The organism is Isosphaeraceae bacterium EP7 (assembly GCA_038400315.1).
Lineage (GTDB): Bacteria > Planctomycetota > Planctomycetia > Isosphaerales > Isosphaeraceae > EP7.
Map to the genome: position 1 here is coordinate 5103388 of CP151667.1, position 14951 is coordinate 5118338.

The window sequence follows — 14951 nt, forward strand, 5'->3', positions numbered from 1 at the left end:
AATATCTTTGAATAAACAATTGCAATTTTCAGCGATGGCATCAGCCCTGCTTTAGTTCCTCACGGGTCGAACGGAGACGAGAGTCGGAACGCTCGGCAAGGCGACGATGATCGGCGACTTTCGATGCGGGTCAAGGATCCCAGGGAGCAAACGATGAAGACTAGCATCAAGACAATCGCGTTGGGAACCCTTCTGGCCCTCGGCGGCATGGTGGCGATGGGCGGGGCCGAGGCCAAGGCTGATGGCGGTCGTGGCCAGGGCAACGGACACGGACACCACGGCGGCGGCTACAACGGCGGTCATCACCAGCATCACTCCCGCTGCGGCTGCCCGGGCTACGGCGGCGGATATCGAGGTGGCTACGGCGGCGGTTATCGCCCCGGTTACGGCGGCGGCTATGGGCCCGGCTATCCGGTCTATCGCCCCTACGTCCCGACCGGTTACGGCTACCCGGTTCCGTATCGGCCCTACGGCTACCCCGTCTATCAGCAGCCCGGCTTCTCCTTCGGCCTGAGCATCGGCCAGCCGGGCTATGGTTGGTAACGCGTCAGGATGGAATGCCCCACATGACCCCGGGAGCCGGATCGCCGGCCCCGGGGTTTCTCGCTTCGAAGGCGACCGAGGAAAGTCATTTCGAGGCGGCCGGCTCATAGGCCCGGATCTCGGGATGCATCGTGTAGAGCCTCGATTTCCCGCCCGATTCGACCAGGATCGGGCTCGACGAGTTGTTCGCCGCGATCGGATTGCCGGCGTATTTCTCCCAGTGAATCAGGTCCCTCGAGCGGGCGACATTCGAGGTCCAATCTCGCCAGGGCAAGGTCGCGTTGGCGTGATAGAACGTGTAATAGAAGCCGTCTCGCTTGATGATCTGGTTCATGGCAACGGCATGCAGGTCATAGGCCTCGGGGCCCATCGCCAGCACCGGCTCGTCCTGGACGTTGACCCAGGTCTTGCGGTCCTTCGACGTTGCCAGCCAGACGCCGCGGTCGCCTCGCTCGTAAAAAAGATACCAGACGCCCCCCTCGACCCAGATCGTCGGCGTTCCGTAAGGGCCGGCCGTGATGGGCGTCCCATCCTTGCGCAGGACCTTAAGCGGCCCTTGCTCGGTCCAGTGGATACGATCGGTGGAGGTGAGGAGATGGGCGATGTCCCCCTTCCCCTCGGCAAACATGTAATAAGTCCCGTCCTGCTTGACGACGCAGACGTCCTCGACCCAGAGGGACGTGAGCAGCGGATTAGCCGGGTCGCGGGTCCAGGTCAGCCCGTCCGGCGAGGTCGCGTGGCCGAGCATGCGGGTGGGGGAAAGCGAGTCGTTGTAGCCCGTATACCAGAGGTGATAGGTCCCATCCTCGACCAGGATGAATCCGCGTTCCCGGATCTTGTTGTCCCAGGTCGAGGCGCCCGTCCCTTTGAAGACAGCCCCCTGCGTTCGAGGGGTCCAGGAGACGAAGTCTCTAGGAAATGGGATGACCTGGGCGATCGCAGCCTGGCCGATCGAGCCGACGAGAAGGAATGCGGCCAGGGTCCGGGCGAGGGGTCGGGATCGGATCATCGGCGAGTCTCGTGGGTTCTGGGTCCGGTTGATGCGGCCGTTCGTTCATTCTAACGCCCCGCCAGTGCCCGCCCATCCTCCCTGTCCAGCTCGTCGATACGATCCAGCCAGGCGAGGGCCGAGTCGAACGCCACGATGTGGCCGAAATCGCGGACCAGCTCGCGGAAGGCCTGGCAGGCGGGCCGCTCGCGGCGGTCGAGGTCGAAAAGGCCGACCGGGTTAACAGTGCCCCGTACCTCGCGCAGGGCCACGTCCCAGTCCACCATGTCGACGAGCCCATACCAGGTGAAGCCGACGATGGGGATTTGATCTTCGCGCAATCGCCTGACGTTGGCCGCCTGCTTCCAGAGCCATTCGCTGGCCCCGTCTGGGTGGGGAAAGTTCGTCTCGGTGTGCATTACGGGAAGGTGATATCGCCGCTCGTAATCGGTCATCACCACGTAATAGCCATACACCTCGCCGCCGACGGGCGCCGTGTGGCCGTCGGCGTGGACAAACTGCTCGTTGGTCGAGTAATAATCGGTCCCCAGGATGCATCGGCCGCGGAGCGCAGGGCCCCGCCGCATGAACTCGTCGTATTCGCCCCGACTCATTCCATTGTCGTTCAGATATTGATAGATGGGCGCCTCGACGTGGCGGCCGTACGTCAGGTCGAGGGGAAGGAATCGCCTCTCATTGAGAAATGAGGCGCGGGCTTCGACGTTCGGCGAAATCGAGTGGTAATACTCGGTGCTCTCGCTCTGGATGAAGATGGCGCGGTAGTTCACCGAGAGGATCGCCTCCATGGACAGGATGCTCGCCATGCAGAGGTGTTTAACCGCCGTGACGAACGGAATCTCGGCCCCCGGCCCGGCCTCCCAGATGCCTCCCAGAGGCCGATCCTCGGAGTCTTTGCTCTCCACGCCTCGGCTGACCATCCGCTCATTCCACCATCCCAGCTCGGCGCTGAAGCGAGCGGCGATGTAGATCTCATTCACCGGAGTGTACATGCGAACCCTGCGGTAGCGGAACGCGAAATCCTTGGCATACTCGGCGAAGTAGCGGGGGAATTCGGAATTCTGGAAGCTATTCCCCAGCCAATCAGGCATGCCGAAATGGCAGAGATCGAGGATCGGCTCGAGCCCGATCTCGTGCATCCTGGCGAGGACCTCGTCGGTGAACGACCAGTCGTAATGCCCCGGCCCCAGCCATGTCCGATGAATGGGCGGGCCCCAACGGACATGGGTCAGGCCCAGGCCCCGCGCCAGGTCCAGGTCTTCCCGCCAGCGTTGGTAGTGCCCGGTCGACTCGAATAAGTCGCGACGGATTGTCCCGCCATGGCCATCGCTGATGACGGGGTAGCTCCCCTCAATTCCTACGGCGAACATGAAGCGTGCCACGGAGTCGCCTCGGGTAGACGGAGAGTCATTCGATCGTCAGGAGCCCTGAGACCCGCACATCTGACCTCGCCGGGTCACTCTAGGCTGGAACGCTTTGCCTGTGACCTTGCATCGGCAAGCCGGGGTGGCTAAGATTTCTCGAAGTCGATGGGGCGGTAGCTCAATTGGGAGAGCGTCGCGTTCGCAATGCGAAGGTTGAGGGTTCGATCCCCTTCCGCTCCACTTCCGGCCGGCTGCATTTTCGGCCCGTCCCTGGTCCTCGCCTTGATTGGATCGGGCAAAACCGACTCGGGCCTTCCGAAACGAACCGCCGATTGACGAAGGTCACGGCCAGGCGGTCCTGAGCGAGCTTTAGCGAGTGACGGACGAAGGCACAGTCACGAAGTCGGATGGTTCCTCGAAGGCCGTCGGCTTCGCCATGATCGGCCTCGTCGCGATCGCCGCGACGGTGTTCCTCACCATGCGGCCGGCCGCGACTCCGCCGCCGGCGGCCCTTGCTTCCGACCCCTTGCTCTTGCAAGGGCGTGAAGTGTTCCTTGATCGTTGCGTGAGCTGCCACGGCGCCGAAGGCCGGGGTGATGGGCCGCTCGCTAAAACCTTGACCGGTCCGCCGGTCGGCAACCTGGCGTCGGGGCGCTGGAAGCACGGCGATCGTCCCGAGGACGTCTCCGGCGTGATCGCCAAGGGAACGCCCAACACGATGATGCCGGCCTGGCTGAGCACGATTGGCTCCGAACGTGTCGGCGCTGTCACTGCATACGTTTACCATCTCGCAGGGCGTCCCATCCCCGTGTCGCTGCGAGAACGCGGCGTCCGCAAGCCCTGAAATGGCCTTAGATCACCCGGATTACCCCAAACGGAGCCAACATCGATGGCGACCTTCAAGACGCAGATCCTCGATTTGAAAGCGGGCACCGGAGCCGAGGCCAAGCCCGGCGACAACGTCACGGTGCATTACACCGGCGTGCTCGAGAACGGTACCAAGTTCGACAGTTCGCGTGACCGCGGCCAGCCCTTCTCGTTCCCGCTCGGCCAGGGACGGGTCATCCAGGGCTGGGACCACGGCGTCGCAGGCATGAAGGTCGGCGGCCAGCGCAAGCTGACGATCCCCGCCGAGGAAGGTTACGGCTCACGCGGAGCCGGTGCGGCCATCCCCCCCGGCGCCACCTTGATCTTTGACGTCGAGCTGCTCAAGGTCAACTGAGCCTGGTCGGTCGCGACTTCACCCCGCGGTTCGTCGCGTCCGGTCCCTTCGACTGGACGCACGGCCCGGGGTGGCGGACAATGGCAAGGCGGGTGAGCGGCCCGTGTAACGCCAGGCGGCCCCGGTGGCAGACATGGTCCCCGACTACTATGCGATGCTGGGCGTCGCCCCGAATGCCGACCGCTCGGAGATCGAGGCAGCCCTCTCTCGCCAGCAGCCCCTCTGGTCCTCGGGCACCCGCAACCCCAAGACCAAGCACGCCTTCCAGTCGTACCTCGACCAGATCCCCGCAATCCGCCACGCCCTGCTCGGCGATCCGTCGAACCGCGCCTCCTACGACCTCCAGATCGCGGCCGTCCGCCAGGCCGAACGCACTCGCAAACTCGACGTTCTCCAGAAGCTCGTGGTGGTCAGGGCCGCGAAGGGAGGCTTGACGGTCTCCGATCGAGCCTTGCTGCGGGACCGGGCGGCCTCGCTCGGCCTGAACGCCGAAGACCTCGACAAGCTCGCCGAGCCCTTTCCCCTCAAAGCCGAGCCACCGCCGGAGATCGACACGCCCGAGGCCCCCGTCGACGCCCTCGACCCGGCAACTCGCCGGCAGATCCGCGTCGGCCTGACCCATCTCGGGCTGCGTCATCTTTATGACGCCCTGGGCGTCCCCCGCGATGCGGCCGGCGACGCGATCGTCGCTCGTGCCGAGGAAGAACGCGGGCGCTGGATGCGGAAGTCGCAGGTAACCGCCGAGAAGACCGCCTGGCTGGAAGTGATCTCCTATGCCCAGTCCCACCTCGGGTCTCCGGCCGCAAGGTCGCGCTATGACCGCACGCTCGCCGTTGAGGCCGAGGAGGAGCTGTCGGAGTTAATCGCATTCGCCCTGGAAGGCAACGAACGGCTCGATCCCGGGACGCGGCAGATCCTGGTCGACGAAGCCTCGGCACGCGGTATCGCGCCCGTGCGTGCCGATCGCCTGATCCTGCGGGTCTGCAAGACACTCGGAGTCGCCCGCGATGCTCCGTCGCTCCTCCTTGAACCGCCAACCGCGACACGCTGGCTTCGCTGCCGTTCCTGTGGCGGCCTGAACGACCATACCCTGTTCATCCGCAGGCCCGATCAGCAGGCCCCATGCCGCCACTGCGCCATCGAACTCCGCTGGAGCTGCCCGGTCTGCCAGCGTTCGCGCTGGCCAGACGAGCCCCGTTGCTCATGCGGTTTTCCCCTGGAGCGTCGAGAAATCCTGGTCCAGACCTTCGAAGCGGCTCAGCAGGCGTTCAAGGTGCGCGACGATGACTCCGCGCTCGAATCCCTGCGCCGGGTGCAGGAGTTGGCCCCCGGTCATGTCGGGGCACGCAAGGGGATCGAGAAGATCAAGCATCGCCGGGCCGACCTGGCCAAGGTGGCCCTCGCCTGGAAGACGACCCGCGCGGCTCGTCAGTTTGTGGCTGCCCGCGAGGTGGTCTCGCAATGGGCCAAGCTGGTCGACCCTGAGACCGCCGAGTTGCAAGCGGCCTGGGCCGAACTGACCAAGGCCCTCCACGAGGCAGGCACCCTGACGGCGCGGGCAAGGCGCCTCGAATCGTCCGAACCGAACGCCGCGCGGGCCCTCTACCGCCAGGCCCTGACGCTCGTCTCGGATCTGGCCGAGGCCCGCGACGGTCTGCTCCGCAGCCCGCCCGACCCACCGACCGGTTTGACGATCGAGTCCGACGGCGACCTACTCCGGCTCCGCTGGAAACCACCCGCAGACGATGGCCTGGGCCCGCCGCGGTTCCGGGTCATGCGGATGCGCGCAGGCTCGACGAATTTTTCGGCCCCGGCCGAACTGGTTGCCGAGACCGACGCGACCTTCTGCGACGACCCGGGCGCGACGCCCGGAGATTCGGTCGCCTACTCGGTGCACAGTGTGCGCGACGGCGTCCGGTCGTTGACCTCGGCTCAGACCGGTCCGTTGCTCGTGCTGGGTGAACCTGGAAATTTCATCAGCGAAGGTCGCGACGGGGAAATCGTCCTGACCTGGTCCCTTCCGGCGAAAGCCCTGGGTGCCAGGCTGATCCGCAAGACCGGTGCGGCGCCAAACGGGCCAGAGGACGGGTTGGTCGTGGACTCCCTGCGTGAGTCCGCCCGCGACGCCGGACTATCCAACGATCAGGTCTATCATTACGCCGTGTTCGCCGAGTATCGCGGGCAGGCAGGAGCTGTGGTCCTGTCTCGCGCAACTTCGCTGGCGGCGAGCCCGCACCCGCCGATTGGTGGGCTCGATGCGCCGAAGCTGGCCCGCGAGCCCGATGGCCGGGTCCGCATCGACTGGCACCAGCCGGAGCGAGGGTCGGTGCGGATCGTCAGGTCAGAAAAGCCCCTGAATTTCGAGGCGGGCGAGCGCCTCGTCCCGGAACAGCTGAAGACGCTTTCCGCGGACTGGCTCGAAGACAGGGGGGGAAATGCGACGTTCGATTCGAGCCCTCCGGCCGCGGGCGTCTGCTATTACACGCCATTGACCTCATGGGCCGGCACCTGGACCGTTGGCGCGTCGGCCCCTTATTCATGCGTGCCGGACCCGACCGACTTGCGTGCCGTACGAGTCGGAGGCGCTGGCCGGGTTCATCTCCGCTGGCGCTGGAGCCCGCGGGTATCGCAATGCCTGGTCGTCAGCAAGCCGGGCTCGGCACCGGACGGGCCGGACGACCGGGAGGCGACGGTGCTCCAGGTTTCCGAGGGTGAGTATAGCCGGCAGGGCTACCAGACCCTGACATTGCCGACGGCGATCGCGGGCCCCTGGCACCTTGCGGTCTTCAGCCTGATGTCGTCGGACGGCGAGCGGCTCGTTTCGCCGGGATTGGAGCCGACTGCACGGACGATCGTCCCCGGTCCAAACCCCGAGGTGACCGTCTCGTATACCCTGCGCAAAGGAGGCTTTCCCGGCCGCCCCTGGTCGCTCCTGTTCCGCACCGATCCGGCCGGCTCAACGATCCCGCCGACGGCGATCGTTGCCCATCCCAGGACGATCCCGCTGTCCGTGGATGACGGCGAGATCGTGGCCCGTCTGCCGGCAACCAGGGACGGGGCGAGCTTCCCCATCCCGACGACGATCGACCTGGCCCGTCACCTGGCCCGCGTCTTCCCCGATCCGGCGGCCGACCCCGAGAGTCAGGCCCCGATCCGGCTGCGTCATCCCGACGCTGGCCAGACCCGGGCCTGATGGATCAAGGCCCGTCAATTACTCGGCCTTTGCCGCCGACGCGGTCGCCCCCTTAGCCGCTTCGGAACGTAGGATCTCGGCGGTCAGGGCTTCGACTTCCTCATTGACGAGTGCGACGCGGGCGATGGCCTGATCGAGGGCAGGTTTGCGGTCGGCGAGCGCCTTATCGGCGGCAGCCTTCGCGGCCACGACGGGGTCAAGCTCAGCCTTGCGGGCTGCCAACGCCGCTTCGAGCGGGGCGGTTGCAGCCTTGAGATCGGCGACGAGCTTCTGCTGCACGGCCTTCGCGGCGGTCGCCTGATCGACGACCGCCTTGGCATCGGCCGTCGCCTTGGCGGCGAGGCCGGCCTTCTCGGTCGCCGCGGCGAGTGCGGCGGGGGCCGCATCGCGGGCGGCGATGGCGGTTTCCAGGGCGGTCTGGGAGGCAATCTGGACCTCGCCCGCGGACGAGATCGCGGCGATCAGACCGACGGCCTGGCCCGTCTTCTTGGACAGCTCGGCGAGTGCGGCAACAGCTGCGGCTTTGGACTTCGAGTCGTTCATTGCGGCAACGGCCTCGACGAGTCCCGCGTCGGCGGCAGTCTTGTCCGCCAGGGCCTTGGTCAAGGCTACCTTGGTGGCGGCTAGTCCCTCGGCGGCGGCTTTCTCCGAGGCGATGGTCGCAGTGACGGCAGCCTCCGCAGCGGTTTTGGCGGCCACGACGGTCGCCTCACCGGCCTGGGCCGCGGTGAGCGCCGTGGTCGCGGCGGTCTCGGCGGCCGTCTGATCGACGACGGCTTTCTCGGCCGCGGCAAGCTCCGCCTTCTTGGCCGCGACGGCCTGGGCCGCGGCATCGTGAGCCTGCTGAAGAGGCGCGGTCGCGGCCTGCTTGTCGACGGCCGCTTGGGTGAGTGCCGCTAGCTCTTTTGCGGCGGCATCGGCGGCGGCCGTGGCCGTCGGGATGGACGTGCGTGCCAGATCGAGACGAACCGCGACGGGGGCCGGATTGGCGACGAGGTTCGCCAGGCGGCGGCCGTCGGCGGCGGCCCAGACGCGGACCTCGCCCGACCAGTCGCCGGCGATGATCTTGGTGTCGTCGTGGTTAAAGACGGCCTTCAGGCCGAGATCATTCTGGGCCTCGAAGTCGCGCAGCTTCCCGCCGTTCTGGTCCCAGAGGTGGGCGATCCGATCGCGGCCCGAGGTGACGAGCCGGCCGTCCTTGGCGAACCGGACCGAAGCGACCCCGCCACCGTTCGCGGCCCACGACTTGATCGCGGTGCCGTTGTCCATCTCCCAGAGCTTGACCGTGCCGTCCTCGCTGGACGAAGCGACGACATTGGAATCGAGCCGCCAGGAGACCTCGGTGATGGCCGTCGCATGGCCACGCAGATCGTAGAACTCGCGGCCGGTCTGGCTTTCCCAGACGACGAGGCCATTGCTTCGGTCTCCACTGGCGAGCAGCACACCGTCGGGGCTGAACTCAATGGCCGTGAGCCAGTCGGTGTGCTTCTTCATCTCGAACTGGAGCGAGTTGTCTGCCGTTGAATAGACGCGAAGCACCTTGCCGGGGCCGCCGAGGGCGACCTGGCCGTGGTCGGCGCTGATGTCGGCGGCCAGGACGACGTCGTATTCCTTGTCCTTGCCGATCTCGAAGACGCGTTTGCCCGTCTTCACGTCCCAGGCGACGGCAATGCCCGACTGGCCGCCTCGGCCTCCGCCGGCGAGGAGCAGTGCCCCATTCCGGCTGAACTTGAGGACGTTGACGGTCCCCTCGGGGAACGGCAGCGTGGCCAGGAGCCTGGAGGTGTCGGCCTGGTAGAGCAGGACTTGCTTGTGGCCGGAGACCGCAACCAATGGAGCCCAGGGGCTGCCGGCGAGGGCGAGGATCGCATTCGCACGGGCGCTGACGACCACCGGCTCGGTCGAGAGGTTCTCGGGCATGGCCGGCGGGCCGACCGGCTTGCCGAGGGCCGAGGGGTCGAGCTTGAACTCGAACTTGGGCTTGGCCTTCATCGCGACGACCGCGCCGGCTGTTTCGGGGGCGCCTGCCTCGATCCAGGCCTTGATGACGTCGATCTCGGCGTCGGGGATCTTGGGCGCATTGGGAGGCATGAACGGCTCTTCGGCGTGGGTGATGACGCTGAAGAGTGTGCTCGCGGCGAAGTCGCCCGGCTCGACGACCTTGCCCGAGCCGCCTCCCTGCATGGTCCCGCCGAAATTCTCCAGGTTCAGGCCGCCCTTCTGCTTGTCTGCGTTGTGGCAGGTGTTGCAGCGCTGGCGGAAGATCTGGGCCACGTCCTCAAAGCCCAGCTTCTTCTTGGCGTCCGCTGCGTTGGCCCGGACGGACAGGCAGGCCAGGGCCGCGAGGGCCACGATCCCGGTGCGAAGCGGTCTGGCAAACATGGGGCGATCTGCCTTTCGGGTCCGGTCAACGCGGGCGGGGCGGCCTGCGAGACGATGCATCTATAGGTGAAACCCGGCGCCAAGATGCGGCGCCGGGCAGGCTTTCGATCAGTGGTTGAACAGGAACTCGCGGCTGTTGAGCAGGGCCCAGAAGACGTCTTCCAGGGCCTGCGTCTGGTTAGAACCCTCGCCGAAGGAGGGCATCAGCTTGTCGATCTCGGCGCGGGTCGGCTTGCGAGCCAGGCACCGCTCATAGAGGTCGCTGATCCGTTCCTCGGGCAGCTTGCGGGTCTTCACCAGCCGCTCGACGACCCCGCCGGCCTTGATCTTGGCGTTGACGGTGTCGCCGTTGAGCAGGTGAAGGGCCTGCGAAAGCGTGGGCTCCATCTTCACCTCGCACGAGCAGACCGTCTCGCGGGTGGCCCGGCCGAAGGTGGTCAGGAAGTAGGTGGAACTACCGCCGTCGGCGAGCTGCACAGCGCGGGCACCAAGTGGGAGGCCCTGGAACTTATCCTTCGTCTCGGTCACGCCGCTGATCGTGTCGAGCAGGTTCTCGGCCTTGATGCGCCTGAGATTGGCGTGAGCGAAGTTGCGCTCGTCCAGCTCGTTGGTCGCGTTGCGGGCGGTCGAGCGTTGATACGTCCGGGAGTTGCAGATCTCGCGGACCATCGACTTGAGGTTGTATTTGGAGTCGGTGAACCGCTTGCCCAGCTCCTCGAGCAGCTCGGGGTTGGACGCGGGGTTGGAGACGCGGAAATCGTCGATCGGCTCGACGATGCCGACGCCGAAGAAGTGGGCCCAGACCCGGTTGGCGAACGAGGTGGCGAACCAGGGGTTCTTGGACGAGGCAACCCATTCGGCGAGCAGAATCCGGCGATCCTTGCCGGCGGTGTCGGGGGCCTCGGCGCCGAGGAACTTGGGCGGCATCACGCGGCCGCCGACGGGATGGTTCATCTCGCCGCCGCCGGAGTTGAAGACGATCGTCTCGCGGTAGTCCTCGCCGGTCTTGCGGCCGATCTGCGAGAAGAAGGCGGCGAATCCGTAGTAGTCGTCCTGGGTCCAGCGGTCGAACGGGTGGTTGTGGCACTGGGCGCACTGGATGCGCATGCCCATGAAGACCTGGGCCACGTTCTCGGTGAGCAGCAGGGTGTCGTTGGTCGCCTGGAAGAAGTTGGTGGCCGGGTTCTTGAAGGTGCCGCCACTGGCCCCCAGGAGCTCGCGGACCATCTGGTCCATCGGCATATCCTTGGAGACCTTCTCGACCAGCCAGTTGTAGTACAGGAACATGGCCTTGTAGCTGATCGTGATCGTGCTGCGGACCTGCAGGGCCTCGGCCCACTTGTTGACCCAGATCTCCGAGAACTCCTTGCGGCCGAGCAGCTCGTCGACCAGCTTGGATCGCTTCTCCGGGTCGGTCGAGGCGACGAACGACTCGAACTCTTCAACCGTCGGGGTCAGGCCGACGACGTCGAGGTAGACCCTGCGCACGAACGTCTGGTCGTCGCAGAGGCCCGACGGGGTGATCCTCAGTTTCTTGAGCTTGGCCGCGACAAGGCTATCAACGAAGTTGGCCTCGGGCTCTTCGGGATACTTGAAGTCGAGCCCCTTGGGCAGGACGACGAACTGAGAGCCGACGGTGAAGGTCTCATAGCGGGCCATGACGAAGGCTTCGCCGCGCTGGCCGGCGGTGACGAGCCCGTCGGGGGTGACGGCGGCGGAGGTCTCGTTGTTGGTCAGGAAGACCGCGAGCTTGGTCACGTCGCGGTCGGTGCCGTCGGAGTATTTGGCCCGGACGGTCATCTGCTGGGTGGCCCCCTGGCCGTCGAGCACCCCGCCTCGCGGGTAGAGCTCCAGGCCGATGGGCTTGGCCACTTTGGTCACGTCGTCGTTGGCGGAACCCGCGGTGATCCAGTTGAGGAGCGTGGCGTTCAGCTCACTGTCCGGCTCAAACCGCTTGCCGCCGGTGTGCGGCACGGCGCCGACGGACTTCTCGACGACCGTGCTGTCGGCGGGGACGGCCATGTTGATCCGCCGGCCGGGCATCTCGCGGGTCAGGCGGAAGTGGTCGCCGTCGGGATCGAAGCCGAAGAGGGAGAGGCGGAAGCCGTCCTTGCCGCGGGCGGCGCCGTGGCAGCTGCCGGTGTTGCAACCGGACCGCATGAAGATGGGCATGACGTCGAGCCGGAACGAGAGCGGCGGGGTGGCCGTGGCCTCGACGACCTTGACCGGCACCTTGACCTCGTGCCCGCCGTAGACCACGGCCAGCGAGGTCTCGCCGTCGGCAGCCGGGTGGAAGGTCGAACCGTCGCGGCGGAGGAGCGCCGGGTTGGCCGGGGTGATGACGGCCTCGGCGGTGATGTCGCGGGTGAGTCCGTCGGGATAGGTGGCCTGGACGACCATCGACTGGCGGTCTCGGGCGGTGCTCAGGTGGATCTCGGCCGGGTAGACCTCGATCCGGGCCGGAGCCGGGGCCGCGGGATCGGCCCAGGCCATCGCGGCAAGCGTCAAGGTGAAGGCGGCGAAAGGCATGGGCTTGAGCCTCGGGGGCCGATGCGCCCGGGGGGGCGCCGCTCGGGTTCGTTTCGTGACGGCGGGTTCGTTTCGTCACGCCGCGATGGGTTCGTTTCGCGCGGCGTGGTGGGTTTGTTCGGCGTACTGGCTTACTGGGCGGCCGAAGCGGTGGCGGGGGCCGGTGCCGGAGCAGGGCCCGGCTCGGCGGCGGCGGCCTTGGCTCGCTCGGCGTGCTCCTTGCGGAGCTTCTCCAGGCGAGTCAGTGGCTTGGGGGGGGCCGCCGCCGGTGCTGGGGCCGGTGTGGCCGCCGCGGCAACAGGGGCGGGGGCGTTGGGCTTGGCGGGAAGCGGGGCGTCGACCCGGAGGGTTCCGGTGCCGATGTTGTGGACGATCGGCTCGCCGGCCTGGGTGATGACGACCTGGCAGAAGAGGTTGGCGTGGTTGCCTGCCGGGGTCGCCGCGTCGGTCTTGATCTTGAAGATCAGGTCGGTCGAGTCCTTGGTGATCGACTTCACCTCGGTGACCGCCTTGTTGGGCAGGCCGATGAGCGTGATCTGCGCGGGGCCGTCCCAGTCGGCGGCCTTGGCCACCTTGACGAGCATGTCAACTTCCTTGCCCTGCTCCACGCTGGCCGACTGATACGTCAGGGCGACGTACGGGGCGGCGACCGAGAGCTTGGCAAGCTGCGACGAGACGTAGATGGGGCCGGTGGCGATGCCCGAGTAGCCGTTGACGACGATCTTCCAGGTCGTCAGCGGCGAGCCGCCGTCGGCATTGATCGGGATCAGGGCCTCGGTCCCCTTCTCGGGGATAACGATGCCGCCGGACGAGCTGACGCCCGGGGGGTTCCAGGGCAGGCTCACCGCGATCGGGGCGGTGAAGCCCTCTTTCCGCTTGGCGATCACCTTCAGGTTCATCGAACCGCCGCGAACCAGGGGGACCTTCGGCTCGACGATCTCGATCGAGTAGGGGCACTCGTCGGTGACGGCCACGGCCATGTTGTCCACCGTGCGTGTCCAGACCGGGATCTGGTTCTGCCCGAGGACCATGTCAACCGTGTGGGTGAACTCGTCGGGGACGATGACCTTGGGATCGACCGGCTTGCCTCGGATCGCGGCGAGCGACCCGGCGGGGGCGGCATCGGCCGTCGCGGTGAACAAGACCGGCATGGTGGCGATGGCCGCGTTCATCGCGTCGGCCTCGAAGGTGACGCCCGGGGGAAGGTTGAGGGCCTCGAACTTCAGGTCGCCCCCGAAGTCATTGCGGGCCGCGTTAAGCAGGATCGCGTAGCGGTTGCCACGCGGGACGACGGCGGCGATGTGGCCCGCGCCGCGCTGGAGCGACTCGACGGCCGGGCTGATGACCAGCTTCGCCTCGACGGGGGCGATCTCGATCCGATAGAACGAGTCGGGCGACCCTTTCTTCAGGTGATCGACGACCCAGATGACGTACTCGCCATCGTCGGGGGCGGTGAACCGGATGTAGCTGTCCGGCCCGGGGTTGTCGTCGTTGCCGACCAGCGCCCCCTGCCCTTTCTTGCCGATGAAGAGCACGGGATCGAGGGGAGAGCGGAGCGTCCTGGCGAACACGCGGACGTCGAAGACCTGCCCCTTCTTGGCGTCGAAGACGAAATGGTCTTCATCGCCGGGCTTCTCGATGACCCCATTCAGGGCGCCCGGCGCGGTGAATTTCGTCGCGATCCCGTGATTGTCGTTGGGCTCGACTTCCAGGACGTTCGTCAGCGCCGAGAGCCTGAACATATTCGGGTAGGGCGAGACCCCTTTGTCATCCTGGGCCAGCAGGCCGAAGTTGCGGTCGGCGGTCGCGGGCATGGTGACTTCGGTCGTCTTCTCGCCGAGGACGTCGCCGATCCACTTCACCGCCAGCTTCTCGCCGGGCTTGCCGCCCGCGGGGATGGTCGCGGTGAAGCGCGGGAAGTCGCCGATGTGAACGCGATAGAGGCAGGCGGCATTGCCGGCGTAGGCACTCTCGCGCACCTGGATCAGGTAGGTGCCGTCTTCGGGGGCGGTGATCGAGGCGAAGCCGTCCTGCCAGATGAGGGCCAGGTCGTCGCTGGTGGAGAGCTCGAACCGCTTGGCGTTGATGATGCCGACGTAGGGGTCGAAGGCCGAGATCCCGCCGCGGTTCCCCTCGACCTCCGCGCTGATGCGCTGGCCCTTCTTAGCCTCGACGGCGAAGTAATCGACGTCCTCGGTCTCGGCCACTCCGTTGACGCAGGTGCCCAGGGCGATGACCTGCGGCTTGGCGAAGTCGTTGTTGGGCTCGACCTCGGCGACGTCCTTATAGGGTCCGACGCTGAACGTGCGCAGCTCGCTGACTCCCGTGGCACTCCGGACCCGTAGGTCGTATAGGCCGAGGCGGGCGTCTGGGCTGATCTTGAACATCGCCTTGACGTGGCCGTCGTTAACCACCGTCAGCTTGGTGACGGAGATTCCGGGCTCGTGGAAGACAACTTCCTTGGCGTCGATCAGGCGGGCGCCCGTCAGGTTGACCTCGATCTCAACGCCGCGCTGGGCCCCGACCGGTCGGATGGCGGAGAAGCCGGGGGAGGCGGCCTGCGCGTGGGTCGCGGCGAGCAAGATGAGGGACACGCCGGAGAGGAGGGCCAGCCGATGTCGCATGGAAGTCTCTCGGGTGGGTGACGCCCCTGCGGTCGAGCGTCAATGGGGGAAGGGCCCGCTCAAGCGGGCATCGAGCGGTTGGATTCGG

Annotated in this window: 8 protein-coding genes, 1 tRNA gene and 1 pseudogene; 5 read left to right on the forward strand and 5 right to left on the reverse strand. The window is 66.6% G+C overall.

What is annotated here, in order from left to right; translation table 11 throughout:
• Positions 1-153 precede the first annotated feature (153 nt).
• Positions 154-543 carry a hypothetical protein gene (locus tag EP7_RS19840; RefSeq protein ID WP_463523888.1) on the forward strand — a complete coding sequence of 130 codons (390 nt, stop codon included), beginning with the start codon at positions 154-156 and terminating at the stop codon, positions 541-543.
• 85 nt (positions 544-628) lie between these two features.
• Here the strand turns inward: EP7_RS19840 and EP7_RS19845 are convergent, their stop codons facing one another.
• Positions 629-1552: a glycosylase gene (locus EP7_RS19845; protein WP_463523890.1), complete on the reverse strand. Its 924-nt coding sequence runs from the start codon at positions 1550-1552 to the stop codon at positions 629-631.
• A 50-nt stretch (positions 1553-1602) separates the two neighbouring features.
• Complete coding sequence (locus EP7_RS19850; RefSeq protein ID WP_463523892.1) at positions 1603-2931, reverse strand: family 1 glycosylhydrolase; 1329 nt, start codon at positions 2929-2931, stop codon at positions 1603-1605.
• A 149-nt stretch (positions 2932-3080) separates the two neighbouring features.
• Here EP7_RS19850 and EP7_RS19855 point away from each other — a divergent pair.
• The 4 genes and pseudogenes from EP7_RS19855 (at position 3081) to EP7_RS19870 (ending at position 7328) form a co-directional block, all read left to right on the forward strand.
• Positions 3081-3153 (forward strand) — tRNA-Ala (locus tag EP7_RS19855).
• A 136-nt stretch (positions 3154-3289) separates the two neighbouring features.
• A complete protein-coding gene (locus EP7_RS19860; RefSeq protein WP_463523893.1) occupies positions 3290-3757 on the forward strand; it encodes a c-type cytochrome in 468 nt (155 codons plus the stop codon).
• Positions 3758-3826: 69 nt separating this feature from the next.
• Positions 3827-4135, forward strand: a pseudogene (locus tag EP7_RS19865) (FKBP-type peptidyl-prolyl cis-trans isomerase); the annotation flags it as partial.
• A 124-nt stretch (positions 4136-4259) separates the two neighbouring features.
• Positions 4260-7328: a hypothetical protein gene (locus tag EP7_RS19870; protein WP_463523894.1), complete on the forward strand. Its 3069-nt coding sequence runs from the start codon at positions 4260-4262 to the stop codon at positions 7326-7328.
• 18 nt (positions 7329-7346) lie between these two features.
• On the opposite strand, the gene EP7_RS19875 is transcribed toward EP7_RS19870, so the two are convergent.
• The 3 genes from EP7_RS19875 to EP7_RS19885 form a co-directional block, all read right to left on the reverse strand.
• Entirely contained in the window at positions 7347-9710 is a 2364-nt protein-coding gene (locus EP7_RS19875) for a c-type cytochrome domain-containing protein (protein ID WP_463523895.1), read from the reverse strand.
• A gap of 108 nt (positions 9711-9818) precedes the next feature.
• Positions 9819-12239: a DUF1549 domain-containing protein gene (locus EP7_RS19880; RefSeq protein ID WP_463523896.1), complete on the reverse strand. Its 2421-nt coding sequence runs from the start codon at positions 12237-12239 to the stop codon at positions 9819-9821.
• Positions 12240-12370: 131 nt separating this feature from the next.
• A complete protein-coding gene (locus tag EP7_RS19885) occupies positions 12371-14863 on the reverse strand; it encodes a PPC domain-containing protein (RefSeq protein WP_463523897.1) in 2493 nt (830 codons plus the stop codon).
• Positions 14864-14951: the final 88 nt, after the last annotated feature.